This window comes from Streptomyces sp. MB09-02B, assembly GCF_033794485.1.
Lineage (GTDB): Bacteria > Actinomycetota > Actinomycetes > Streptomycetales > Streptomycetaceae > Streptomyces.
The window spans coordinates 1-26,866 of the sequence record NZ_JARGEE010000083.1 but is presented as its reverse complement, the minus strand read 5'-3'; the positions used below and the strand labels follow the sequence as shown (position 1 = coordinate 26,866).

15 protein-coding genes are annotated in these 26,866 nt (G+C 67.9%); 8 read left to right on the top strand and 7 right to left on the bottom strand.

Annotation, left to right across the window (positions count from 1 at the left end):
* Positions 1-7: 7 nt before the first annotated feature.
* On the bottom strand, positions 8-2,092 hold the full coding sequence (gene fusA, locus P1P70_RS14690; RefSeq protein WP_319237290.1) for an elongation factor G: 2,085 nt from the start codon (positions 2,090-2,092) through the stop codon (positions 8-10).
* 756 nt (positions 2,093-2,848) lie between these two features.
* Here fusA and P1P70_RS14685 point away from each other — a divergent pair.
* Complete coding sequence (locus P1P70_RS14685; protein WP_319237289.1) at positions 2,849-4,261, top strand: hypothetical protein; 1,413 nt, start codon at positions 2,849-2,851, stop codon at positions 4,259-4,261.
* A complete protein-coding gene (locus P1P70_RS14680) occupies positions 4,258-6,915 on the top strand; it encodes a hypothetical protein (RefSeq protein WP_319237288.1) in 2,658 nt (885 codons plus the stop codon). The genes P1P70_RS14685 and P1P70_RS14680 overlap by 4 nt, the downstream gene beginning before the upstream one ends.
* A 73-nt stretch (positions 6,916-6,988) precedes the next feature.
* Here P1P70_RS14680 and P1P70_RS14675 read toward each other — a convergent pair whose 3' ends face one another.
* The 6 genes from P1P70_RS14675 to P1P70_RS14650 form a co-directional block, all read right to left on the bottom strand.
* Positions 6,989-7,747 (bottom strand): DUF429 domain-containing protein, encoded by a 759-nt coding sequence (locus P1P70_RS14675; protein ID WP_413471470.1) that lies wholly within the window; start codon positions 7,745-7,747, stop codon positions 6,989-6,991.
* 158 nt (positions 7,748-7,905) lie between these two features.
* A complete protein-coding gene (locus tag P1P70_RS14670; RefSeq protein ID WP_319237287.1) occupies positions 7,906-9,987 on the bottom strand; it encodes an Hsp70 family protein in 2,082 nt (693 codons plus the stop codon).
* Positions 9,984-10,391, bottom strand: coding sequence for a hypothetical protein (locus P1P70_RS14665; RefSeq protein ID WP_319237286.1), 408 nt, complete (start codon positions 10,389-10,391; stop codon positions 9,984-9,986). The genes P1P70_RS14670 and P1P70_RS14665 overlap by 4 nt, the downstream gene beginning before the upstream one ends.
* 292 nt (positions 10,392-10,683) lie before the next feature.
* The gene (locus P1P70_RS14660; protein WP_319237285.1) at positions 10,684-12,372 is read right to left on the bottom strand and encodes a hypothetical protein; all 1,689 of its coding nucleotides are present in this window, start codon (positions 12,370-12,372) and stop codon (positions 10,684-10,686) included.
* A gap of 90 nt (positions 12,373-12,462) precedes the next feature.
* Positions 12,463-13,899, bottom strand: a complete 1,437-nt coding sequence (locus P1P70_RS14655; protein ID WP_319237284.1) for a hypothetical protein — start codon at positions 13,897-13,899, stop codon at positions 12,463-12,465.
* Between the two features lie 183 nt (positions 13,900-14,082).
* Positions 14,083-14,559 carry an ATP-binding protein gene (locus P1P70_RS14650; protein ID WP_319237283.1) on the bottom strand — a complete coding sequence of 159 codons (477 nt, stop codon included), beginning with the start codon at positions 14,557-14,559 and terminating at the stop codon, positions 14,083-14,085.
* Between the two features lie 245 nt (positions 14,560-14,804).
* Here P1P70_RS14650 and P1P70_RS14645 point away from each other — a divergent pair, with 245 nt between their 5' ends.
* The 6 genes from P1P70_RS14645 to P1P70_RS14620 form a co-directional block, all read left to right on the top strand.
* A complete protein-coding gene (locus tag P1P70_RS14645) occupies positions 14,805-15,617 on the top strand; it encodes a helix-turn-helix transcriptional regulator (protein ID WP_319237282.1) in 813 nt (270 codons plus the stop codon).
* Positions 15,614-15,832 carry a DUF397 domain-containing protein gene (locus tag P1P70_RS14640; RefSeq protein ID WP_319237281.1) on the top strand — a complete coding sequence of 73 codons (219 nt, stop codon included), beginning with the start codon at positions 15,614-15,616 and terminating at the stop codon, positions 15,830-15,832. Before P1P70_RS14645 ends, P1P70_RS14640 begins: the two co-directional genes overlap by 4 nt.
* 174 nt (positions 15,833-16,006) lie before the next feature.
* Positions 16,007-17,728 (top strand): N-6 DNA methylase, encoded by a 1,722-nt coding sequence (locus P1P70_RS14635; protein WP_319237280.1) that lies wholly within the window; start codon positions 16,007-16,009, stop codon positions 17,726-17,728.
* Positions 17,725-18,894, top strand: a complete 1,170-nt coding sequence (locus tag P1P70_RS14630; protein WP_319237279.1) for a serine/threonine-protein kinase — start codon at positions 17,725-17,727, stop codon at positions 18,892-18,894. The genes P1P70_RS14635 and P1P70_RS14630 overlap by 4 nt, the downstream gene beginning before the upstream one ends.
* An 80-nt stretch (positions 18,895-18,974) precedes the next feature.
* Positions 18,975-21,956, top strand: coding sequence for a DEAD/DEAH box helicase (locus P1P70_RS14625; RefSeq protein ID WP_319237278.1), 2,982 nt, complete (start codon positions 18,975-18,977; stop codon positions 21,954-21,956).
* Positions 21,957-21,960: 4 nt separating this feature from the next.
* Positions 21,961-26,866: Eco57I restriction-modification methylase domain-containing protein (locus P1P70_RS14620; RefSeq protein ID WP_319237277.1), on the top strand; the 4,906-nt coding region annotated here is incomplete at its 3' end.

Below are 26,866 nucleotides of genomic sequence, written 5' to 3'. Positions count from 1 at the left end.
CCTCCCCTCAACGCACCGCCACAGCCCCAGGCACCGCCGCGTACCCGGCAGGCCGCGCCGTGAACGTCCCCCGCCCCTGCGTCCGGCTCCGCAACCGCGTCGCGTACCCGAACAGCTCCACCAGCGGCACACTCGCGGTGACCACCACAGAGCCACCCCGGGTCACGGAATCCGTGACCCGCCCGCGCCGGGCCGCGAGATCACCGAGCACCCCGCCCACGGCATCCGCGGGCACGGTCACCGTGACATCGGCGACGGGCTCCAGCAGCCCCATCACCGCCGCCCGCATGGCCTCCCTGAGCCCGAGCCGCCCGGCGGTACGGAACGCCATCTCCGAGGAGTCCTTGGAGTGGGTCGCCCCGTCGGTGAGGGTGACGCTCAGCCCCGTCACCGGGTGACCACCGAGCGGTCCCTCGGCGAGCGCGTCACGGCAGCCGGCCTCGACCGCGCGGACGTACTCCTGCGGCACCCGGCCGCCCACGACGGTCGAGCGGAAGACGAAGCCCGTGGCGGCACCGTCACCGTCGGCCTCCGAGGGCGGCAGGGGCGCCACGTCCAGCACGACGTGCGCGAACTGCCCGGCCCCACCGTCCTGTTTGACGTGCCGGAAGACCAGACCGGACACCCCCTGGACGACGGTCTCGCGATAAGCCACGCGAGGCCGGCCGACGGCGACGTCGAGCCCCTGGCTCTGCCGGACCTTCTCCACCGCCACCTCCAGATGCAGTTCGCCCATGCCGGACAGCAGGGTCTGCCCGGTCTCGGGGTCGGTCCGCACCACCAGCGAGGGATCCTCCTCGGCGAGCCGTGCGAGGGCGGTGGCGAGCCGGTCGGTGTCGGTGCTCCGGCGCGCCTCGACGGCCACCGACACCACGGGGTCGGCGACGGACGGCGGTTCGAGGAGCAGCGGCGCCGCCGGATCGCACAGCGTCGTCCCCACGCGGGCGGACTTCAGCCCGACCACCGCGACGATGTCCCCGGCCACGGCCCGCTCCAGTTCGGCGTGCCGGTCGGCCTGGACCCGCAGGATCCGGCCGATCCGCTCGGTGCGCCGCGTCCCGGCGTCCAGCACGGTGTCCCCCTTCCGGATCGTGCCCGAGTACAGCCTCACGTACGTCAGCCGTCCCGTGGCCGTGGCGCTCACCTTGAACGCCAGGGCCGCGACCGGCGCCTCGGCCTCGGCGGCCCGCTCCTGCTCCGTACCGTCGTGCGTGCCGCGTACGGCCGGTACGTCCAGGGGCGACGGCAGATACGCCACCACAGCGTCGAGCAGCGGTTCGATACCGCGGTTGCGGTAGGCGGAGCCGCAGAGCACCACCACTCCCTCACCCGTGCGGGTGAGGTCGCGCAGCGCGGCAGCCAGGGTGCCCGCGGAGAGCGTGCCCTGCGCGCAGAACTCCTCCAGCGCCGCCGGATGCAGCTCGGCCACGGCCTCCTCCAGCCGCCGCCGTCGCCGCCCGGCCTCGTCCCTCAGGTCGTCGGGAACCGGGCCCTCCTCGGCCGCCTCGGAACCGTCCGCCCACACCAGCGCCTTCATGCGCAGCAGATCCACGACACCGACGAACCCGTCCTCCGTACCGATCGGCGACTGCACCACCAGCGGGGCCGGATGGAGCCGCTGCCGGATCGACTCCACGGCCGTGTCCAGGTCGGCGCCGGCACGGTCCAGCTTGTTGACGAAGGCGATGCGCGGTACGCCGTGCCGGTCGGCCTGCCGCCACACCGACTCGCTCTGGGGCTCCACGCCCGCGACCGCGTCGAACACCGCGATCGCGCCGTCGAGCACCCTGAGCGAGCGCTCCACCTCGTCGGCGAAGTCGACGTGGCCGGGGGTGTCGATGAGATTGATCCGATGCCCGTCCCAGGCGCAACTGACGGCCGCCGCGAAGATGGTGATCCCACGGTCGCGCTCCTGCGGATCGAAGTCGGTGACGGTCGTCCCGTCGTGGACCTCGCCCCGCTTGTGCGTGGTCCCGGTGGCGTACAGGAACCGCTCGGTGACGGTGGTCTTGCCGGCGTCGACATGGGCGAGGATGCCCAGGTTGCGGACGGCGGTCAGGGGGTTGGCGATGTTGCTGACGTTGCTGCGCATGGCCCGTGGCCTTTCAGCTGAGCTGTTTCAGGGCAGCGCGATTCCCGTGCGAGGGCGCCATGCGAAGACGTCAGGCGTACGTCACGGGCTCCGGTACCGGCCGCGCAGCGGGCACCGGCCGGACGAGGACACGAGGATCACCTCGTACAGGGAACGGGGAACGACGACAGGGGTGCGGTCACACACGGCCGGGCTCCCCTCTCTCGTCTTGGTGGGGCGAGTCTAGGGAGGAGGGCGGGCCCTGGTCACCGCATTTTCGGAGGGGCGCCGGACGACGGGGTGTCCGCCATCACCCACCTTGCCGTCCCCCCACGATCGCTGGCCGCGGCGCCGGGCCGGAGCCGCCATGGGTGTGATCGCGTGCGGCCAGGTAGGCGCCGATCACGGCATCCAAGGCGTCGCCATTGAGGGCGGCCAAGAGTCGGGAGAGGGTGACATGGGACGGGGCGCGACAACGTTCGGACAGGTGGCGGCGGATGCCGAGCTGGTCCAGCACCATGGTGACGGCGCGCTACCCCCAACCAGTTGACGGTACCAGCCTCCCGTCCGGTGCCGGCATTTACTCTTGAGGCAGGGTCACGTAACTGCTGCTGACGCAACGCTCCGGCAGCCGACAAGGGGTGGCGAGTGACAGCGGATGTCCGTGGACCTGCATGGGCACTCGAGGGATTGGGTGTGCGGTCGGGTCGGTATCCCCTGGCGGTGGAAGGCCCGGTCATGCGGGCAGTGGACCGGTTGGTTCCCGGAGTGTCCACAGTGACCCGGTACGTGCGTTACCACTCGATGTACGCGGCGATCGCGGCGCATGCCGAACAGAACGCCCTGGATGTCACCGCGTGCCGTCGGTTGGTTCGCCGAAGCGAGGTTCTGCTGGCGGCGCTCCAGCAGAACCAGGCGGAGGATCACGCGGCATGGTCCGCTCATGGGGTCGATCGGGTACGACGTTTCTGCGCAGAGGAATTGGAGCTCGCGCGAGCTGCCGACGAGGAGCAACTGAACCAGTCGTACTCGCCCCGCCGCTGGGGTTTTTGGGATCAGTACGGCGGGCCCGCCATGGTGCTCGGCACGGTGGATGTCCGGGAGGGAGCACTCAGGCCCGGACGGCACGCGTGCCCTACCGCGGTCAAGGAGCTCTTCGCCCCACTGCTGTCTCTTGCTTCGAGAGAAGTCGTCTCCTTCGCGGACCTGAAGACGGCGGAGCAGGCGGCCCTCGGCGTCCCCTGTCCGGCCGAGCGGAAGTGGCTGACCGAGGTATTGACCGCTACCAATGCCGGAGGAGCCCACGTACCGGAGTATTGGGAGGCGTCCGACCGCACCCGGCGCGCGACCCTCCGTACCCTCGCCCGGGCGATCGATCTCCACGGCCAGGACGGCGCCGGGTATCAGGAGACGCTGCGCTCCGCCGTGGCTTTCGGCGAGGAAATGACCACGGATCCGGTCCTGGCGGCAATTCCTGAGGCAGCAGGTTGGCGGGGAACGCTGCTGCGTCACTATTCCGTCGGCGCCTGGCGTCGGCTTTGGGCAGCGCTGGTCTCCGGTATCGGCTCCAAGGACGGCGAGGCCGACCGGTCGGCTGAGGAACTGCGCGATTGGCTGGCACAGCAGTCCCCGGATGGGGATGTGCGGAGGGTGCTGAGTGATTTGCCGCCACTCAGCAACGCGACCGGCCAGTTGATGCCGGTCGAGCGAGAGCTCCTGGCCCAGGGCGGTGACGCCCCGATGACGAATGTGCGACTCCTGATCGTGGGTGCGCTGCGATCCCGAGAAGGGCATCTGCCCGACGACGTACGTGCCGTCTTCCTGGGTCGGCAACGCCGCTCGGCCGAGTTCCTCGACCCGACGTGGATCGACGGGCTCATCAACGACTACATCGACCGGCCGGTGCGCGATCTGGCTGCCCGGCTGGTCGACGACATGCTTGCCCAGTCCCGCAGAGTCGCCCTCGCGAAGCTGCGCACCGACCCGGCGACGGGTGGGCTCAAGATCTTCTCCCGACTGCATCTTCGCAACGAGCGGTACTTCAAGACGGGTGACGAAGGAGACTCCGACATCGGCACACGTATTCCCCAATTGGGAGTCCTCGCAGAGCAGCTGGGGCTCTTCGCCGTTCAGGACAACTGTTACACCATCACAGAAAGCGGCCGACGGGTCCTGGACACGGACCGGTGAGCGCGATACAGCACACCCGGTTCGCCTCCCCTGTCACGCTGCTGCGCGAATGGGCCGAACGCAAGGATCGGCAAGCACTGCACGAAGCACTCTTCATGGGGTTCACGGTCGATCTTCCCTTCCTGGAGAAGGTCGCCATCCCCGTCGCACGTGGCCTCGGCGCCCGCACTGCAGTGATCGGTGACGCAGCCCAAGGGCTCCACGATCCGGTCGACGTACGCATGGCCGGCCGCAGTTATCTGCACGGCCTGGCCACCTGCTGTGGTGCTTTCCATCCCAAGGTCGTGCTTCTGGTCGGCGAACACGCCTGCCGACTGGCGGTGGGCTCGGGGAACCCGACGCTGTCCGGTTGGGGTGCCAACGACGAACTGTGGACCGTGGTGGAAACCGAGGAAGACGACTCCCACACGCTACTGGCCGACCTCGCCGACTGGTTGGGCGAACTGCCCTCCGCCGTGAGCCTGGCCCCCTGGTCGGCAAGTCACCTCGCGGAACTGTCCGCTCTCCTGACCGAACGGCATGTCAATGCCCCTGCAGGACCGGAAGCCGGTCCCCGGCTGCTGCACAATCTCCGTCGAAGTCTTCTGGAACAACTGCCGCTCGGTCCCGTCGACGAACTGCACGCGTACGCCCCGTTCATCGACGAGGCCGGCCACGCCTTGAGCGCGCTCGTCGACCGTTTGGTCCCACGCCGTGTCACCCTCGGCCTCCAGCCTCGCTGGTCAAGTTACGACGCCGGAACGGTCAAGGCGGCGCTCGGCGGCTCCTCCGCGCAGATCCGTCTTCTCGAGGAGACGCGGATGCGCCACGGCAAATTCATCGAATGGCAGAGCAACGGTCGGCGATACGCGCTGACCGGAAGCGCCAACCTCACCCGCGCCGCGCTGGGTGCCAGCACGAGGGACGGCGGTAACTGCGAACTCGCCGTATTCTCCACGGACACTGCGCCGTTGCTCCCCGAAGAAGGGCGCACCGCTCCCCTCACAAGCCTGGTCGGCCGCACCATCCGGCCTTTCACCTCTACCGGTCACACACTCGTCCTGCTCGGGGCGAAAACGGACAGTGAGGGCCTGCACGTCTCCTTGGCCCGCAGCTGGCCGGCCCCCGTTGCGATCAGCACGTCCGCCGACGGTTCACCAGGCTCGTGGACGGAGATCGGTTCCATCCCCCAAGGGGTATTGACCTGTTCCTTCCCGCAGCCCGAGGTTCCAGGCGCCGCAGTTCGCGCCGCCTGTGTCCAGCGGGACGGCAGCACCGTCGAATCGCATGTGGTCTTCGTCTACAGCCCTGTGCACTGCGCACGCCGCCATGGTGCCGACAGCGGGCCCCGCTTGCGATACGACTACACGGCGCAGGTGCTGTTCGCCGACGAGCGCGCCGCACGCCGCTTCGAAACCGATCTGTTGCGCCTGCGCGAGCTCACCGCCGGAACGGCCGCGCCACGGGTGAGCCCGGCGACCGGTGCCGCGGCAAGCTCCGGCGCCCTGAGCGGGGTCGACCGCTGGGATGCATACGTCGCGGACTGCCGCCGGATGATCGGGGCTCCACTGACCGATCTGGCGTTCGGCACCCTGCAGATCGATCTGCCGCAGGCGCCCTCGTCGCGGTGGATTTTGTCGGCGGTCACCGATAGCGGGGCCACGGAGGACGACGAGGCGCATGAGGACGACGCGGAGGACGAGGAGCCTCTCACCGTGAGCATGCCTGTCGCTCTCCAGATTCCGCCCGAACGACGGGTCCTCTGCCGGACCTGGATCCGACGCTGGGTCGGGACGCTCGCCTCCCCTGGCGGAGCGCCCGCAGCACCGGTACCGGTACGGCTGGTCGTGGCGAACCTGTATGTCCAACTCCTGGCCGCGGGAGTCTGGGAGGAGAACGACCAGAGCTGGCGCGACGGCCTCAGCCGTCTTCTCGAGGCACTCTGTTTTGAAGACGGACCGAGCGAGGCGGCCCAGCAAGCTCCACCTGAGACCCGGCGTCGGCTGGACGCGGTGGCGGCCGTGGTGATGACGCTGCTCAGCCAGGACGCCACCTTCACCGGAGGCGGTGAGCACGATGTGCTGGCCGCCCGCGCATGGCTACGCAGCAAGGACAGGATCGCGCGTGCCGAGCCCGAGCAGGTGGAGGATCTGATGCTCCCGCCGGAGCAGGCGCTCGCCCGCGTCGCGCCCTGGAGCGAGGTGGAACGTCTCATTGCCCTGGCTCAGGAGGAAGACCCCGAGGCGGAGGTGGTCGAGGAGTTCTCCGCGGCGGGCTGGGAGGCCTCGCACGAGGACGGACTCTGGGAGATCACGGGCTCGTTCGGCAACCCCCTCCCCGTCGTGTCCCGAGCCGCCGACCGACTCGGGAGGCACCACCCGAGCGGTGTGCTCGTCCGGGCCCGGAGCAGGAACCGCTGGGCCTTCGTCGCGTGGGCGGCCCCCCATCTGGTCCTCTTCAATCCCCCGGCGCGCGTCTGGCGCACCTACGAGGTACGTCCCCCGGCAACACCGGAATCACGGTTCAGCGGCGGCGACCTTTCCGCGGTACCCGGCCGCGTCGGTGCCCCTGCCCCGCTTTCAGTGGGCCCACCCGAGGCATTGAGAAAGATTTTGACCGAAGTAGGCCTCTCCTACCCGGAGTTGATGCAGCGGTTGTTCGCAGATGACACGTGAAGGAGGAGAGGGCGCCAACCAGAAAGGGGACACCGTGGGCGACGGCCACGGTGAACGGCTGTGTCCCTTCGGTTCAGCTCGCCGCCTCGCCACGCCGCTGTTCGGGGCGGGCAGGCGCGATGATGGTGGGAGCACATCCGAGGGGCAGGAGGCTCTCCGCTCCCAGGACCTGACAGCGCGCCAGTCCGTGCCGGGACCACAGTGCGGCCGTCCACGCACAGAGCAGAGCGTCGATGAGGTCTTCCCGATGCTTGTAGTCGGCGGCCCGCTGGGGCGAGGGCTCGTCGAGCAGGCGACGGGACACCGGATGGGAGGAGAGCAGGAGGGGCGGATCGGCGGCGGCCAGGCCCGCCATGCGCGCGATCAGCTTGTCGCACTCCTCCGCCCGGACCGCTCGCCACTGCGCCGTCGGCACTCGCGCGGGCCGGCGTTTGTAGGTAGGGCGTTCCTGGTCGTACCCGAACTCGGGGGCCCCGACCAATGTTGTGTACGGATAGCACTCGGACATGGCCAGTCCGCCCGTCGGTGGCCCGCCCCTGCCGTCGTCGTAGACCCAACCGGACTGTTGTAGCCCTTCCCGCAGGGAAACTCCGGCCTGGCGGGGTGAACTCTGGTTGGTGCTGTTCGCGCTCACCTTCCAACGGCCGTACCTCCGGCCGACCTCCCGCTCGCACAGCCGTTGTCCGGCGGGATTGTCGACGACCAGTGGTGCGTCGACAAAGGCGAGGGTCGATCCGTCGACGGCTGTCCTGGCAAGCCACGACATCGTCTCTTCGAGCCCGAAGGTCCAGCCGCAGTCGATCACCACACCGCGACCGTCGATGGCGGCCACGCCGGTCTCGTTGGGCTTGACACTGACTCCGCCCAGCGCCCAGGCGAGGTCGATACCGATGAACGCTCAATCCCCATGCGTCGGTAGTACCAGAGACCCTGCCACTGGCGTGGCAGGGTCCTCTTCGCCGATGGGCAGCCCCATGTGAGAACAGGCGTTCACGCTTTGTATCGCGACCCGCCGTTAAGCGGTGGCACGCGTGAGCTGAAGACCCAGACCCCTTGGGACAGCGTCGCGCCGAGCATGCGCCCGGAAACCCGCAGCCAGGGGTTCGTGGCCTGGAGCGGCGCGAAGTTGTCATTCGAGACGATCACGCCGTCCACGGCGTTGGCGATGTCGACGACGAGTGCGTCTCCACGCCCCTCCGTACCGGCAGGCGGCTGCACTACCCGACGGGCGTCGATCGCTGCCTGCACAGCGGCTCGCTCCTCCTCCGCCACGTCGTGGCGCAACGTCGCATCGATGACGACGTGAATGTCCCGGTTGGGATAGCGGCGCTGCAGAGCGGCGACGCCCTGTTCCAGGACGGCGAAACGCGGTCGTCCACCCGCGGCCCGGCTGGCGCTGGAGATCCAGGCGAGGTTGGAACCGTCGATCACCAGAGGGCGGTTGTCCACCGTGGCCGCGAGCCGGGCCAGGGCCGCCGGGGACGCTTTGCCGGACTTCTGGTTTGCTGCCGCCGAGGGGACAACGGGCTTGGGCCGCTGCGGGTGAGTGGGCAACGGGGTGCTGCGATGGGGCGCCCCCCGCAGGGACATCAAGTGGGTCAGCTCCTTTTCGACCTCGGGCGACGCTCCGGTCGTACCGAAAGTCGACACCGGTTCGTTGAGAACGACTTCGCCGGTCTTGACGAGTGTTGCCTTGACTTCGAGTAGCCCCTCCTTGGTGTAGGTGTAGTCGAGCTCGAAGGTTCCGTCCTGCGCCGAACACCGCCTTTTGTACTCGAGCGTGAGGACGGTGAGCCGGACATTGTCCGGGTGGTCGACATGCTTGTCCGGGTCGCCTTCCCACACCTCCACCTCAAGAGAGGCCAGGTTGTCCTTGGTCGGTGTGTAGGACTTCTTGCGAATCTGCGGGAGCGGCTGGTTCCGCGGGATGATCGTGCTGAAACTCCGTCGGCCACCGGGTTGGGTCGTCACTGTCCCCAGCGCATGGGAGTTGACCACTTGGATGATGCTGTCGAGTTCGCCGTTCAGGGAAGCGGCGGCGATCGCGGCGCCCTCCGCCACGGCCGTCATGGGGTTGCACAGGTCGGCTCCGACCGGCACGCACCCCAGGGCTTCGGAGACCGCCGCGCGTACCGCTGGGATCTGGCTGCTGCCGCCGATCATCAGCACGGCGGTCAGTTCGCTCGGATCCATGCGGAGGTCTTCCAGACAGGCTTCGACTGGCTCCAGGGCACGGGAGATGAGGTCCTGGATCTCCTCCGAGAACTCCTCCTGGGTGATTTCCACACGATGGCCGTCCGGCGTGATGACCGGAACGCTGCTCTGCTGTGACAGGAGGATCTTCGATCGCTCGATGTCGAGCCCGAACTGGCGCTGCTCCGAAGGCGTCCACTGCCGGCCCCGAGGTGCTCGTTCCAGGACGAGGCGCTTGAGGCGCTCGTCGATCTCGAGCCCGCCGAGGCGGTTCACTCCCCGGGACGCCTTCTCGTCGAAGAAGCCGTCCTCATGGAGCAGGATGGTGGAGTCCATGGTGCCACCGCCCCAGTCGAAGACCAGGAACTCTCCGGTCTCCTCCAGGGCATGGGCGTACGCGATCGCTGCCGCCGTCGGCTCATTGAGCAGGGCCTGCACGCTGATGCCAGCGACCTTGGCCGCCTCGCGGGTCCGGTAACGCGCCGCGCCCGTCGCGTTGGCAGGAACAGTGACCACAGCATGGGCGATGTCGGTGGCCGCCTCCTCCTCCGCCACTCTGGCCATGGAGCGGAACACTCCGGCGGCAGCGGTCGTCGCAGCGAAGCGGCGGTTCCCGATCGTGACCAGCTGTTCGTCACGGAGCATGCGCTTGCAGGCTTCCACCGCGCTCTCCGAACGGAGTTTCGCCTCCCAGCCGAAGAGCGTGCCGGCGCGCAGGGAACTGGTGCCCACCACGGACGGGAAGAGACACTCGAAGCCCGGACGCCGCCAGTCCGCGTCGAGTCCGTAGCCTCCGAGCTCCAGGACCTCCACGTATGCGCCGTTCCACTGGGCGGCTACGGAATTGGTCGTTCCGAAATCGATACCCGTCGCGGTCACTTGCCCCCCTCCGTGACGCTCGCCTCGTTGCTCACCACTGCCACACGACGCAGTTGACCGGCGAGGGCGAGCTTGCCCGTGGCCTCGTCCACGTAGGCGGGCCGCAGAACTTCGAAGGCCTCGCCCTCGCCCTCGGTCACTACGAACAGCTCCTGCGCGCCGGGGTCCGTGACTCGGCGGAGCTGCAGATGGCCGAGGTGCTCGGTCATGGCGTCCAGCACGGCCTTGGAAGCATCCTGGGCATGCAGGAGCGCGTCGATCTCACACAGCCTGCCGACGAACTGGGCGCGGGTTCGGAACTCCGCGATGACCGCGGTACGGACCGCTTGAGGCAACGCGCTGCTCGTCCCAGCACCACCCTGGTCCGGGCCGAGTTCCGCGAGTGCGGCGGGTACGGCTGCCACGATGCCTTTGATCACTTGCGCGGCGTCGAGAGGTTCGGAGACGGCCCACGCCGTCCGGGGCTGCTGCTCGGTCGCCTTCGCGCGCCGTATCGCCGTGGCGGTGGGTTTGGGACGTTTCTGTGTCGCCGCGGGACGAACTTGTCCGCAGTGCGGACACACCTTGTGTGACCTGAAACGCTTCTCGGTCTTGTTGGCACGTTTCTTGATGGCGATACGGCGGGACGTGTTCGACATGGCTGAGTGGCCTGGCTTTTCCTGTTGAAGGGAATGTCTCGGACTCTGTGGGCGAGTGCTACGTGGAGCGATGGCGGTCAAGGCGCGGGGGCGTGGTACGGAAGTCCTGGAGGATCTCGACCGCTGCACGTGCGCGCACCGCCTCCATCTCCGCCCCACTGGTGGCGGAGGTACGCCGCGGCAACGGTTCCAGCGGCGGGACGAGAGACCGCGGTACGTCGTCGGGTGCCTCGTAGACCGTGTGATCGAGAGGCAGTCGGAAGAAGACCCCGTCTCCGGCTTCGTGCCTGCGTGCCTCGTCGAGTCGACCGCGGATCATGTTGAGCCTGGCGTACTTCACCGTGTCGAAGCGGGACTCCCGGACCAGCTCGCGATACCGCGTCTCCCAGTCGGCGGAGCCGTGGGGCAGGCCGAGGTCCAAGTACGGATTGGTGAGAGGATCGCGGGTGTTCTTGGGCGTCGCACGCCACACGCGTATGCGAGCCAGATTGGCCGACACCTCGTCCGTCAGCGCCGCCGCCCGTTCCATCAGCCTTTCAGCGCCTTGCAGGTCGTCGGCCGCGAGGGCCGCGTAGGCAGCGATGTTGAGGGCCTCGGGCAGCATGCCGGGCATGCTCGGCGGAAGGGTTTTCCCGGGTTTCGCCAGGCGGTCGAAGGCGGCGGCCTGCTGTCCTGCCTCCTCCACCCGGCCTTCGATCACCAGGTCGTAGGCCCTGCGAATGGCTGTCCACGCATGGAAGTCGCTGAGCCGCGGATCGATGGTGGAATCGGGGTCCCACAGCGTGGACATCAGTGCCCACAGGCCGCGATCTTCGAGAAAGCCTCTCGACCAGTTCCCCTCGTACGAGCCGGCCTTCAGGTTGCGCAATTGGATGCGCTGCTCCTCTGGAAGGGCGGCGTCCAGCTCGTGAAGCCGACTGGCGTCACCCACCGATGCCTCGAGCAGCAACTCGTAGACGTCCGGCCGGCCATCAGCATCGGATCCATCAGGGTCCAGGTCCCGGCCGGACACGAAATCCGCGCGGCGCAGGAACGAGGTCCACTCCAGGGCGCGGGCCTCATCCCCTGTCACCTCGCGCGGGACGAGCCGAGCACGCAGGTAGACCGCCTCGCTGTCCGCCCGGTACGTCCATGGACTGTCCTCCGGCAGGATCCCGCCGTGCTCGATGAGGTCGTCGACGACAGGCAGCGGAGCCCAGCGGAGCACCTCGGGGAGCATCTTTTTGGGCACGGGCACAGCGCCGCCCATGGCGACCGAGGTGAACAGCGAGTACGCCGGTCCTCCGGTCAGGCTCCGTGACGACCGTGCCAGCAGCAGACTGGGGGCTGTGGAGCAGATGACTGCCTGACGTCCCGTCCCCTCCGGGGTCAGCCACTCGACTCCTACGGCGTGCAGCGCCCGAAGGTGCCTCAGGACGTCGATGGGGGTGGCCCGCTTCAGCAGTGCTCCGACTGCGGGCAGCAGAGAGTCGGCCTCAGGGGAACCCGCGATGGCCTTGCGCAGCTGCTCTTCGTGATGGCCGTCAGCATCGCCGCCCAGGTCGGCGTTCGCACTCTGCAGTTCCTCCAGGACTTCGAGCACAGCGTGGACGGCCTCCTCGCCGTTCACCCCGAGCCACCGCCACTTGCGCAGCAGGAACCCGCTCGTGCGATGCGAGGGCGCGGCCTCACGACGCTGCCGCTGCTCGGCCAGACGGCGCTTCTCAGCCTCGATGGCAGCTTTTCGGGCCGCTACGGGGTCGGTCATATCAAACACACAGGCAGGTTAACCGGCACCACCGACATGCGTCACGAACTGCGCTTATCCCGATGACCGTACCGACATCACGCCGCCGGGCTAGGTGCTGTACTCGTCCAGTTTCAGGTCACGCCTCGCAGTCCTGAGGGCGAGGTCCAGTTGCCGGACATGCCTCCCTCCCTCGTTCGACACACCGCTCTGGGTGTTCGTCACGGCGGCCAGCCACAACTCGGCGCCGTTGATGGCCCGCGTGACCTGCTTGCGAACCGCCTCTCCCAAGGCTCCTTCAAGGGGGCGGAGTTGACTGATCAGGTCCCTGGCCCGACCTCGGTGATCTCCGGGCACGGGCTGTTGCTCCGCGCCGCCCGTCGGCACCTGTGCGTCGGCCGCAGGCTCAGTGTCCGCCGTCGGCCGCACCGAGTTGGCGGCGCTCGCTCCGGTTGTCGCGTCGATGTGGCCTCTCGCGCGGACGGAAGTCCGTCCGTAGTCGCCAGTGGGAGCGGGGGAAGGAGACCAGAGCCCAGTGCGCTGGGCTTCGTTGGCGTTCAGGCGGATGTAGCGCTCAGCCGTGACGACCCAGCCCGTGCCACCGTCCGCTACCAGAACGCGTGCACCGTCAGGCACGTGGTAGACGTGCCCTGCGGATGGGGCGTCGGCGTCGGTCGGAAGAGACACGAGAGCTCGCACGACGGGGCTGTCGACGGGCTTTACATAAGCGGCGATCAGGTGCCGTTTCCCGACGTCGAAAGGCGCTTCTTCCGACACCCCGCTTCCCTGCAGGGGGGCGAAGACGAGACCGCCCTGCACCGGGAAGCTTGCGGCCCTGTGGCAGTCGTACGGCGGCCGAATGGTCTTCAGAGGTGGCGTGAGCAGACCCGTCGGCGTCAGCGTGCACTCCTCCAACGGGGTCCAGTGAAGCGGATGTCCTTGCGCTGCGACGCCGATGTCCACGCGACGTTCGCCGCCATGGGTGTGGAGACGGACCCGGAGCGCGTATCCCTGCCGGTACTGCAGCTCATGTGTCAGCGGCCCGTCCTGGGCGAAGACCCAGTCCGCGCCATCGGCGTCCTGGGCGAACTCCTCGGCCGTGCGGCGCCAGGCCAGGTGGTCCAGGGCACCGAGTTGGAATCGCACTCGTCGTCGAGCAGAGGGAACGAACACGTCCACGGCATCACCCGGACCGGTGCCGAGATCGCGAGTACTGACTTTGCCTCGTAGGCCTTGCCGAGCGAGGAACCGTTCCATGCCGCGTTTGATGAAAAGATGGTCCGCGCTGGATTCACCGTTGGCGGTGCGGTGGCAGACGGCGTTGGGGTGGTGAGCGAAGTGACACACCTTGTCGGTGTAGCGTCGATCGCTCAACTCGCCGCCGCAGCCGCCCAGCTGGAGCCCGCACCAGTAGGTGTGGTCGGGATGCAGCTTTCGCCAGTGGTCCAGTTCGTGATGGTCCATCGGCAGGATCACAGGGTCACCGGAGTGCTTGTCTCCGATCACCGCTGTCTGGACGCGTCGGTGATCCAGCGGGACGAACGTCATGAGTGGTGACCCGGCTCTCCGAAGCTCTGACGACCGGGCAACGGTGTCCGCCCGGGCCGTATCCAGAAACCGGTCATGGCTCCCCCTCTTGCCTCAGCCTCCGAGCCGGCCGAGGCGCACTCCACTTGCGCACAGCATGGGCCGCGTCGACGCTGCTCGCAATGCGTCGCGGCCCGAAACCGGTCAGGTCACTGTCGCTGCGCCGCATGGTGGAGTGAGCTCCGCCCATACGGTCTTGCCAGGTGAGGTGGGGCGCGGGTCGGTGCCCCAGCGGGTCGCCAGCCGGGCCACGAGGAGCAGTCCACGGCCGGACTCCGCGTCGCCGGGCGCCTCGCGAACGGACCGGGGCGGCACCCGCTCGGCACGGGTGTCGGTCACCTCGACGCGCAGGGTGTCACGGGTTGTCGTCAGCCGGAGGTGGAAGTCCCGGCCGGGTACGTGGCCGTGCCGCACGGCGTTGGCGGTGAGTTCGGCCGCGATCAGGGTCAGGGCCTCGTTGACGGCGGAGTCGTACCCGTACCCCCACTGGTCCAGCCGGTGTGAGACAAGACGGCGGGCGAGTCGGGCACCTCGCGGTGTGGAGGTGAACCGCATGGCGAACTCGCGTCTGGGAAAAGAGGGTTGGGCCGCCCGCGTGGTGGCGGTGTCCGAGGATTCCATGGCGGCGAGCCTGCCGGAGATCCCAGCGCGCTGACCAGCAAAGACGCCTGTACGGATGCGGTCTGTACAGAGAGCCGCCGCCGACGTACAGGTGGGCAAGCCCTCGTTCGGGGGAACGTGGGAGCGTTCAGGTCCGACTGTTTCGCCACCGCACTTAGCGTGCCTCATCGCGCTGCGTGCACGGCCTCACCGTGTACGGCTGCGTACCAGTGCCGTGGGCGGTGAGACTGCCGGAGGTGGCGGGCATGGCGGAGCAGGACGACGGGGCGAGCTTCCTGCGGTGCTTCGGGCAGCAGGTGAGGCTCCTGCGGGAGCGGGCCGGCCTGACACGCGCCGAGTTGGGTGGACGACTCGGCTACGGGGAGGACCAGATCACGTCGGTCGAGCTCGGCCGTCGTATCCCCAAACCCGAACTGATCGACAAGGCGGACGAGGTGCTGAACGCGGGCGGCGTCCTGCGGGCGATGAAGGAGGAGGTGGCGCGGGCACGCTATCCGGCGTTCTTCCGTGATGCGGCGCGGCTGGAAGCCGAGGCGGTTGAGCTGCAGACGTACGACACTCATGTGGTCAACGGCCTGGTGCAGACCGAGGAGTACACGCGGGCGCTGCTGAGCATGCGCCGACCGCTCCTGAACGAGGAGACGATCGAGCAACGGGTCTCGGCACGTCTGGCTCGCCAGGAGATCTTCAACAAGTGGCCCGCGCCTCTGTTCAGTCTCGTCATGGAGGAGTCCGTGCTGCTGCGGCGGCTTGGCGGAACCTCGGTCCTGCGGGGGCAGTTGGAGCAGATCCTCCTCATCGGCCAGAAACGCAACGTCGAGGTGCAGGTAATGCCGCTCGATCGGGAGGACAACGCCGGTGTGGACGGCGGGTTCACGCTCTTCACCCGTAAAGGAGGGGAGCAGATCGGCTACACGGAGGCGCAGGGGCGTAGCACACTGGTGACCGATCGCGAAGAGGTCCGCGCACTCGCCGCGCGCTATGGGATCATCCGTGCGCAGGCCCTCACTCCGCGTGAGTCGTTGGCCTACATTGAGAAGTCGCTGGGGGAGCTATGAACACCCGAAGGATCACTGCCGACACCCAGGACCTGCGGTGGTGCAAGAGCAGCTACAGCGGTGCCGAGGGGGGCCAGTGCGTGGAAGTGGCTGTTTCGCGAGGGGCCTTCCACGTCCGGGACTCGAAGGCCGTCACCGGCCCCGCACTCACCGTGGGCAACACCGCGTGGGCGGCCTTCATCGGCTTCGCCGTGCGCCACGGCAGCGAGGGCTGACGTTCCACGCTCGTCGCTCTCCCGGCGACGCGGCACATATCGGGATGGTCTACCCCCCTTGATGCGCGACTCCTCGCCTCCCGAATTCCGGTAGGCATGGAAACACAGCCGCGCTGTTAGCGATGTAAACACGCACTCCTTGCCCATCCCCTCCGAGGTGTGTACGGTCGCGCCATGGCCGCCGAAGAATCCGCCCCCGCGGCGGTCGTCACGGCTGCCGAGATCGCTCGCCTCGCCGGGGTGACCCGTGCCGCCGTCTCCAACTGGCGTCGGCGCCACCCCGACTTCCCGAGCCCCGCCGCCGGCACGGCGACCAGCCCGCTCTTCGCGCTCGCAGAGGTCCAACGCTGGCTGAGCCAGCAGGGCAAGATCCGAGAGACCTCCGGTGAGGTCGACCTGTGGCACGAGCTACGTGCCCAGTACGGCGACGATCTGCTCACAGCACTCGGCGCTGTCGGCGCGCAGTTGCTGGGAGTCGCCGCCGAGCATCCGCTGACCGAACCCGCTGCGGCCGCCGTCACCGCCTTGTCCGCAGAGCGTGGGGCACAGGCCCTGTACACCGACCTGGTCGAGCGCTGTATCGCCTCCACCACCCGCAGCGGCGGTGAGCCGATGACCACCCCCGCGTTGGAACGGATCGTCGCGGCGTTCGCCGGGCCCGTCGGCGAGACGGGCGGGCCATCGGACGCCACCGTGGGCACCGTCTACGACCCTGCGTGCGGCATCGGGACGCTGCTGCTCGCGGCCGTCCCGGGCACCCACCGGTACGGCCAGGAACTCAATCCGGCCACCGCCACCATCGCGGACTTCCGTGCCCGGCTCGACGGCAGGACCGCGACGGTGGCCTGCGGGGACTCGCTGCGCAAGGACTCCTTCCCCGACCTCCGCGCCGATCTGGTCCTCTGCGAGCCCCCGGTGGGCGTGGCCGACTGGGGGCGGGACGACCTGCTGCTCGACCCCCGCTGGGAGCTGGGCGTCCCCCCGCGCTCGGAGAGCGAACTCGCCTGGGTCCAGCACTGTTACGCCCACACCGCCCCCGGCGGCCGGGCACTGCTCGTGCTGCCCGGGTCCGTCGCCTACCGCAAGGCCGGCCGACGCGTCCGGGCCGAACTGGTCCGCCGAGGACTGCTGATCTCCGTGGTGGCGCTGCCTCCCGGTCTGATGTCCAGCCACTCGCTGCCGGTGCACCTGTGGATGTTGCGGCGACCGGCCCAGGGCGACCCCGCCCCGGCGCACATCCGCATGATCGACCTCAGCACCGCTGCCCCGGACGGCATCGGTACGAAGAACGGCGCACCGACCCCGGAGCAGATCGCCGACGTCTCGCCCGTCGACATCCTGGACGACGACGTCGACCTGAGCCCCAGCCGCTACGTCACCCCCCACCACGGCGACTACCCCGCCGAGTACGCAGCCCTGCGCGACCGCGTCCAGAGCCTCGCCCGGGACCTGCTCGACCTGCTCCCCGTACTCCCCGCCGGCCCCGGCCGCATCGAGGCCGCACCGATCGGACTCGGCGATCTCGTCCGGGGCGGCCTGGTCGACCTCGACGGCACCGTGCCGACCTCCCGCACCGACCAGCTCGACACCGACTACCTGCGCGGTTTCCTGCGCAGCGCCACCAACATTCGTCGAGGCACCACCGCCAGCGGCACCTTCCGCCTGAACGCCCCAGCCGCGCGGCTTCCGCAGATGGACATCGGGCGCCAGCGGGAGTACGGCGAGGCCTTCCGGCGCCTGGCCGCCTTCGAGGAACTGCTGCGCGAGGCCGCCGCCATCGGCGACCGGGTCGGCGTGCTCGCGTACGACGGGCTGACAAAGGGCGCCCTGCTGCCACCGTCGGCCACCGGTGAATCTCCGGGGAAGAGCGAGTCCCAGGAGGCGCGGGAACAGTGACCCGACCCGCTGATAACCTCGCTCTCGTCCAGCCAGGTCAGGACACCACGGGGGAAAAGGTGCTGCAGCCGCTCAGAGCGGGCGACCCGACGACGGTCGGGAACTTCCGACTGGTCGGCCGGCTGGGGCAGGGCGCGATGGGTGTCGTGTACCTGGGCTACCGTTCGACCCGCCCGGTCGCGGTGAAGGTCGTCAGGCCGCAACTCGCGGAGGACGAGTACTTCCGCAAGCGCTTCGCTCTGGAGTTGGAGGCGATCCGACGCGTCGGCGGCTTCCACACCGCCGCGCTGGTGGACGCGGACCCGCGAGCCGCGACGCCGTGGATCGCGACCCAGTACATCAACGCGCCTTCCCTGCTGGAACTGCTGGAGCAGCACGGCCCGGTCAGCGAGCTGGGTGCGTGGTGGCTGGCAGCAGGTCTCGCGGACGCCCTGATGCACATCCACTCGGTGCGTTTACTGCACCGCGACCTCAAGCCGGGCAACGTCCTCGTCGCGGTGGACGGCGTCCGGGTCATAGATTTCGGTATCTCCCACGTCAGCGGCGGCACCGGTCTGACCACGGCGAGCGCGGCGCTGGGCACCCTCGCCTACATGGCACCGGAACAGGCCGCGGACTCCCGCAAGGCCAGCGAGGCGGCGGACGTCTACAGCCTCGGCGCGACGTTGGCGCACGCGGCGACCGGCCACGTCCCCTTCTACGCAGAGAGGCCGGCGCAGCGGACGCTGGACATACAGCCCGACCTGACCGGCCTCCCGCCCGCCCTGCTCGACCTGATCACCCACACCCTGGCCTTCGACGCCGAGGACCGGCCGACGGCGCAGAGCGTGCTGGAGGAGGCGATGGGACGTCTGCTCGACTTCGGCGTGCCGATGGAGGCACAGGCGTACCCGCCGCTGCCGGAGACGTTCCTCGCGGAAGTCCGGGAAAGGCAGGCCACACCGGTCGACGCGCCAGATGCCGTACCGAATCCCGCCGATGTCGCGGTGGACGCCGAGCCGGGCGGCCCTGCGGACATGGACCCCGAGCCGGTGCCCGAGGCCGTGCCTCTCCCCCGGCCGGCGGCCCCGCTCGATCCCGGGCCCCGGCCGGACGCCACGCCGGACCGCTGGGCCGCGCGATGGCGCAGCCGTATCGAGGACCGCCGCGGCGACTACGGCGGCTGAGCCGTCCAAGTCGTCCGGCATCCGCAGACCCACAGCGCGAACAACGCACCAGCAGAGCAGCAATCGAAGGAGACCCGCCGATGGCCACCGTCGCCGAGAGCGCGTCAGGCAAGGTCCCGGGTGATGCGCCCGGCGGCGCGAAGTTCGCCGCCGGGATGCAGGTCCGTGCCCGCGACGAGGATTGGCTGGTCGTGGAGGTCGACGAGACCGCCAAGGACGGCACCCGCCTGGACGTACGGGGCATCTCGCCCCTGGTCCGCGACCAGCGCGCGGTCTTCTTCGCTCACCCGAACCTCGACCAGGTGACCCCGCTACGCCCCGAGGACACCGAACTCGTCCCCGACGACTCCCCCGAGTGCCGCCGCTCGCGCCTGTTCATCGACGCGCTGATCCGTAAGACCCCGCTGCCCCTCTCCGAGCAGCGCCTGGCCACCGTCGGCACCCACCTCGTCGACGACCTCGCCTACCAGCGCGAGCCCGCCAAGGCCGCCCTGCGCGCCCTCCGCCCCCGACTGCTGATCGCGGACGCGGTCGGCCTCGGCAAGACGCTGGAGGTCGGGCTGCTGCTGTCCGAGCTGATCAGGCGCGGGCGCGGCGAGCGCATCCTGGTGGTGACGCCGAAGCACATCCTGGAGCAGTTCCAGCACGAGCTGTGGACGCGCTTCGCGATCCCGGTGGTACGGCTGGACTCGGCCGGCATCGAGCGGATCAAGAACGACATCCCCGCCGGCCGCAACCCCTTCTCCTACTACAAGCGCGCGATCATCTCGATCGACACCCTGCGGTCCGACCGGTGGCGCAGCCACCTCATGCAGGTCACCTGGGACGCCGTCGTCATCGACGAGTCGCACAAGCTGATCAACACCGGGACGAAGAACAACCGCCTCGCGCAGCTCCTCGCGCCGAAGACCGACGCCCTGATCCTGGCCAGCGCCACCCCGCACAACGGCCAGCGGGAGTCGTTCGGCGAGCTGCTGAGCCTGCTCGACCCCACGGCCATCCCCAACACCAGCGACTACGACGAGACACAGCTCCAGCACCTCTACATCCGACGCCACAAGATGTCGCCCGACGTCTCGGCCGAGATCGGCCACAAGTGGGCCACTCGCGAGAAGCCGATCGCCATCGACTGCACGGCGACCCCGGCCGAGCAGCGCGTCTTCGAGGAGCTGTACGACGTCTGGATCCACCCGAAGGACGGCCGCACGGCGCCTGTGTCCGGCAAGGGTGCGCGGCTGTTCCCGTACACCTTGCTGAAGTCCTTCCTCTCCTCGCACTCCGCCCTTGTCGAAACGGTGGACAACCGAATCGAGAGCATCGACCGGAGCCCCGACCCACGGGAGCGCCAGGCCGAACGCGACGCGCTGGTCAACCTCGGCACCATCGCCGAGGCCATAGACATCGAGGACGCCGCGAAGTTCCGGCAGCTGGTGAAGGTCCTCAAGGAAGAGATCAAGGTCGGCCCCGGCTCCGACACCCGCGTCGTCATCTTCTCCGAGCGCCGCGCCACACTCCAGATACTGCAGGACACCCTGCCCTCGGCCCTCGGCTTCGCCCCGAGCAAGGGGAAGACCAGCGGTGCCGTACGCCAGCTCCACGGCGGCCTCTCCGACGACGAACAGCAGCGCACCGTCAAGGACTTCGGCCTCGCGAGCAGCGACCTGCGGGTCCTGCTCACCGGCGACATCGCCGCCGAGGGCGTCAACCTGCACCGCCAGTGCCACCAGATGATCCACTACGACCTGCCCTGGTCGCTGATCACCATCGAGCAGCGCAACGGCCGTATCGACCGCTACGGCCAGCAGCACTCCCCGGAGATCCGCGCACTGTTGCTGCTCACGGACGACGAGGACCCCGATCGCCCTTCGGCGGACCGAGCGGTGTCCGAGCGTCTGCTGCAGCGTGAGCACGAGGTCCACCGATCCCTCGGCGAGGCGGCCTCCATCCTCGGCCTGCGCGACGAGGACGCGGAGAGGGAGGCCATCATGGAGCGACTTCTGGCGAAGGAGGAACCGTTCGACGCGGTGGTGCCGGCGGTCCCGCTGGACCCCTTCGAAGCGTTCATGGCCGACCACACCCCGGAGGGCGACTCACCGGGCTACCAGGTGCCGCAACTGTTCGCGTCCACACGCGCGTTCGTCGAGGAAGCTCTGGAGGAGGTCTACGACAACCCGGAGCAGCGCATTGGTAAGCGCTGGGACGAGGACCACCCCAAGATGATGGTCTTCACCCCGGACCGCGAACTCCAGCGCCGTCTCCTGGTCCTTCCCAAGTCGTACCTGGACGAACGGCAGGTTCTCGAGCAGCTCCGGGTCACCTTCGACAAGGAGTTCGGCCAGGAGCGACTGGACCGCGCCCGCGAACGCAGCGGCAACCGCGCCAAGGGCGCGATCACCAAGCAGGAGCGCACCGAGACCTCCGGCTGGCCAGACGTCAGCTTCCTGACGGACCAGCACCCGGTGGTGGAATGGCTCACCGACAAGGTCCTGGTCAGGCTCACCCGCAACAGCGCGCCGATCATCACGGCGGACGTGGACGAACCGGTGTTCCTCACCCAGGGCATGTACTCCAATGCCAAGGGCCACCCGACCGTGCTGGCCTGGACGTGCGTGACGGGTCTTGCGAGCGGCACACCGGTCTTCGACGACGATCTGGTGGGAGTGCTTGAGCGGGCGGGGGTCAAGCCGAAGATGCTCAATCGACCGTTCACCGGAGACAAGGCGGCCTTGCAGGCACTGGTCCCGGCGGCCGTAAGGGCGAGCCACGAGCACATCGCCGAGCTGCGCAACGAGCAGGAAACCCCGCTCGTGGAACAACTCGTCGAGTACGAGCAGCGTTTGGAGGCCTGGCGCAGGGCCAGCCTGTCGACGTTCGAGCAACTGAGCTTCAGCGGCATCCGGCGCCAGCACGAGGAGACACGCGTGCGGAAGACCGCGGTGGAGGTCGAGCAGCTCATCGAGCAGCTGGCCACGCAGGGTGAGGCGATGGTGCGCGTGATCGGAGTCCTGGCGCCACCTGTGCTTGGCGGCGGCAAGGTAGTTCAGCAGCAGAGGGGCGCGTGACACCGTGGCATTCGAAGCGATCACCAACCGCGGTGAGTACATCTCCGCCCACTACCTCGCCGAGCTGTTCGCCCGCGACCTCACCGAGCTGCGCAAGCGCTGGACCTCCGCCGACCGTGCGGGCGCCCCGTCGTCCCGGTCGGGGGTGAAGGGCCTGCGCCGCGAGTACTTCAAGGCCAAGGTCCGCATCACCGAGCACAAGGCCTTCGACGGTCCCGAGGTGCGGGAGCTCAACGACCACCTGCTGGCGGCGCTGGCGTATGTCGAACCGGAGGCCGAGGGCAAGGACGCGGAGGCCGCCGCTCCGGAGTCGACGGGTTCCATCCACACCCGGCTGCGCCGGGGCGACTTCGGTGTGATGCAGGGCGACAAGGAACGGTCGGTACCGGTGGCGCTCGCCGTCACGGGGCCGGGCGGCCTGGAACTCGTCGCCCTGGACGTCACGTGGGAGGTGGACGGCGAACTCGTCGTCGCGGACGTCGAAGACGGCGGCGCCCGGCTCCTCGACCCGATCCAGCTCGACGGCAAGCAGCTCATCACCGGTGCGGCCGACGCGGTCACCTTCCTCTTCGGCTGCGAGGACGGCTACGCCCCGCGTTACGTCCTGCTCCTCGCGGGCGGCACGGTACTGCTCGCCGACCGCACGGCCTGGCACGAAGGCCGGTTCCTCGCGGTGAGCGTCGACGAGGCCCTGGACCGCAACCTCAGCGCGGACGGCGAGGAACTGGAGGCGGTGGCCGCGCTGTTCGGCGCGGAGTCACTGCTGACGGAGGGCGGTGTCGCCGGGTACCTGGACGGCCTGGTCGACAAGGGTCGCAAGCACGCGGTGGGTGTGTCGAAGGAGCTGCGGGAGGGGCTTCGGCAGTCGGTCGAGCTGATCGCCCAGGAGATCCTGGACCGGCTCAAGGACGGGGGTGCCGATCCGGCGGAGCTGGGCGACCCGGCCGAACTGGCGAGCCGGCTCACGCGTGAATCGCTGCGGTACCTGTACCGCATCCTGTTCCTGCTCTACGCGGAGGCCCGGCCCGAGCTTGGCATCTTGCCGAGCAAGGACGACGCCTATCAGGACGGCTACGGGCTCGCGCGTCTCGGTGAACTGGTGTCTTACGACCTCCCGGAGGAGGCGCAGGACCGTTTCCACTTCGCCGAGTCACTGGACCTGCTGTTCAGGCTGGTCGACCAGGGACACCGCCCGCTGGGCAAGGAAGAGACGCCGTCTGAAGACACCGTGACTGTCCTGGACGCCGACGGATTGCGCTTCGAGGCCCTGCGCAGCGACCTGTTCAAGGCCGACGCGACGCCGCTGATCGGTTCGGTATCGGTCGAGGGCGAGCGGATCGACACACGTCTGCGGAACAAGGTGCTGTGGCGGGTCCTCAACCTGCTCATGCTCACGCAGGGGCGCCGCAGTGGGCGGGGCAAGGCCGGCGGCGGCACTGGGAAGGGCTTCATCTCGTACGCGCAGTTGGGCATCAACCAGTTGGGCGCGGTTTACGAGGGCCTGATGTCGTACACGGGATTCTTCGCTTGGGATGACCTGTACGAGGTTGCCAAGCCGGATTCGGACGGGTTGAGCGGCACGTGGGTCGTGCCGTTCGAGGACGCCGACAACTACGACGAGGATGTCTTCGTCAAGCGGCGGGATGAGCTGACGGGTGTTCTGAAGCGGGTCGAACATAAGAAGGGCACGTTCGTCTACCGCCTGTCGGGGCGGGAGCGGCAGCGCTCAGCCTCGTACTACACGCCGGAGGTGCTGACCCGGAGCACGGTCAAGCATGCGTTGGCTGAGCTGCTGGACCAGGACGGGGTGACGACGCCTGCGCGGGCGATCTTGGACCTGACTGTTTGTGAGCCTGCCCTGGGCTCGGGTGCGTTCCTCAACGAGGCCATCAACCAGCTGGCGGCGGAGTACCTGAAGCGCAGGATGACGGAGCTGGGCGGCGAGCAACTACCGCCGGACCGGTACGAGGCGGAGCTGCAGAAGGTCAAGGCGTACCTCGCGCTGCACAACTGCTATGGCGTCGACCTCAACCAGACCGCCGTTGAGCTGGCCGAGGTCTCGTTGTGGCTCAACTCGATGCACGAGGGCCTGAAGGCCCCCTGGTTCGGCCTGCACCTACGTCGCGGCAACTCGTTGATCGGGGCGCGGCGGGCGGTGTATGCGGCGGACGCGCTGAAGCGGAAGGCATGGCTGACGACGGTTCCGACGGACCGGCCACTGCGGATGGGAGCCGCAGAAGGCCACTTCCAGACGGGCAAGGAGATCCACCACTTCCTACTTCCAGCAAAGGGCTGGGGTGCGATCGCGGATGCCAAGCAGGCCAAGGAACTGGCGAAGGAGGAGCGCGACGCACTGGCGAAGTGGCGAACCGCTGTCATGGCGACGCCGTCGGTGGCGCAGGGCAAGAGGCTGCTGGCACTGGCAACACGAGTCGAGCGGCTGTGGCAGCTAACCCGGCGCCGCCTGATCGTGAGCGAGCGGGAGGTCCGGCGCCAGATCGAAGTGTGGGAGGTCGACCCCGATCAGCCGCTGGAGAAGGCGTCGGGTGAGGTGACGCGCGAGCGAATCGAAAGCGCCCTGAACGAGCCGGGCTCGCCGCGCGGCCGACTGAAGCTGGTCATGGACGCCTGGTGCGCCCTCTGGTTCTGGCCTGTGGGCCAGCCCGACACCCCGACGCCCCCCAGCATGGAGGAATGGCTGTCGTTCTGCGAGGCGGTGCTGGGCGTCCCGGCTGCCAAGGCGAAGGCGAGCAGCAGGCGGGGAGGCGCAGCTGGCCTGGACGACGAACTCGGTTTGTTCGCCGACACCGGTGAGTTCGAAAAACTTGCGGATGACGACGAGTTCGATCGGGTGATGAGCCAATGCGCGGATCTACCGTCGGTCATGGTCCGGTTTCCGTGGCTAAGCGAGACGGACAGGATCTCGCGGCGAGAGGGGTTCTTCCATTGGGAAATGGAGTTCGCCCACATCTTCGAGCGGGGCGGGTTCGATCTTCAGACGGGTAACCCTCCGTGGTACAAACCCAAGTGGAACGGACCGTTGTCATTGGCCGAGCACGATCCTTGGTTTGGTCTCAATGAAAAAGCTGCAGCAACAGAGATTGCCGAGCGTCAAGAACGGGCACTCCGGCACCCAGAAATAGTCCGCTCTTATTTGGCAGATTTGAGTTCCTGGGCGGGGTTCTCCTTCCATCTCAGCTCAGAAATCACACATCCAGTCCTCACCGGAGTCCAGACGAACCTCTACATGAATTTCATGGAACAGGCATGGAGGAACGGTGGAGAATCCGGAATTTCAGGGCTCGTTCACCCGGAAGACCATTTTGGCGCCGCCACTTGCCGCGGAGTTCGATCAGCTGCCTACCCTCGATTGCGACGACACTTTCAGTTCCGGAACGAGTTGAAGCTCTTCGAGATCATGAACACTAGGGAATATGGCATCCATATTTATGGACCCGTGAAAGATGTAGAGTTTATTAACATCTCCGGATTGCTGCACCCGTCCACGGCAGATGGATCGGTTTTGCATAACGGTGCAGGAGAGACGCCAGGAAGACAATTTGAGTCCGGCGGGTGGGACCTAAGGCCTCATCGCGACAGGGTTGTAGTGGTCAACGAGCGCATCCTCGCCTCATGGGCTGCTCTCGTGGACGGTGCGGGCATTCCGGCCACACAGTCTCGCATGCTTCGCCCCCTGACCGTATCCGACAATGAGGCCACGCTAACCCTTTCAGCGTTTCCGAAACGTCTCCGCGATCACAAGTACTGGTGGACGCCGGGATTGCGCGAGAACAGGGCGATTGAAAAGAGGCTCATCAAGAAGCAGACGCACATCCCTGCGAGCGTCGGTGAGGTAATTTTGCAAGGACCCCACCTTGGAGTAGGCATGCCTTTCGCTCAACAGGCGAATGTGGGATGCAAGTCCTATAAGGACTACTCAAGAGTGGATTTCTCGGAGATTCCGGAAGATTTCTCGCCACGCACAAACTATCTAGTGATCTCCTCGGAAGAGGAGTTCATCAAGGATCATCAGCAGTGGGAGGATCGCCGCGCCATACAATATCAGCGCGTCGCCTGGAGGCGTAGAGTCGATTCAGTCACTGAGCGCACGCTGCAATCCGGGTTGATTCCTTGCGGAGTTACCCATGTTGACGGGGTTCATTCAATGGCCTTGAATGAGGACCGCAACACCGCCCTGATTGGGGCCCTGTGGTCAAGTCTTCCACTGGATTATCTAGTCAAGGTCACAGGGAAAGATGACCTCCAAGCCGATGTGATGGCACAGTTCCCTGCGCCGCTCGATCATCCGCTCGCCACACCTCTACTCCTTCGCTCTCTGCGTCGCAATTGCGTCGCACGGCCCTATGCCTCGCTGTGGCGGGATAGCTTTGAGGGTTCCTGGCGCTCCGATCGCTGGACCGATCCAGCTCCTCGATGCGCGCCAATTGGAGCTGTGGCTTCTGAATGGTCAACTGCAACACCACTCCGCTATGAATATGAACGACGAATGGCGCTAGTCGAGATCGATGCGATTTCGGCAATTATGCTCGGCCTAACGGCCGATCAACTATGTGCGCTCTATCGTTCCCAGTTCGGGACCCTCCGTAAGTACGAATGGGAAATGTTTTTCGCTCCCGACGGCCATAAGATCGGAGCATCGAAGGATAACGTCGGCGTCCGTCAATCGACGGATGAGACACAATTCGTGCGCGCCTGGGCAAAGGCCGCCCGCGCAGGCGACCCCACCCCCGCCATCCCCGAAGGCTGGGTGAAGCCCAACCGCGAGGCCGAGATGACCCGCGCCCACGCGGACTTCACGGCCCGCCTCCACGCCGGCGAATACGGCGACTACGCCGCCTACCTCGCCGAGCACCCGCTCACCACACCCGAAACCGCGCCCACCCCCGCCC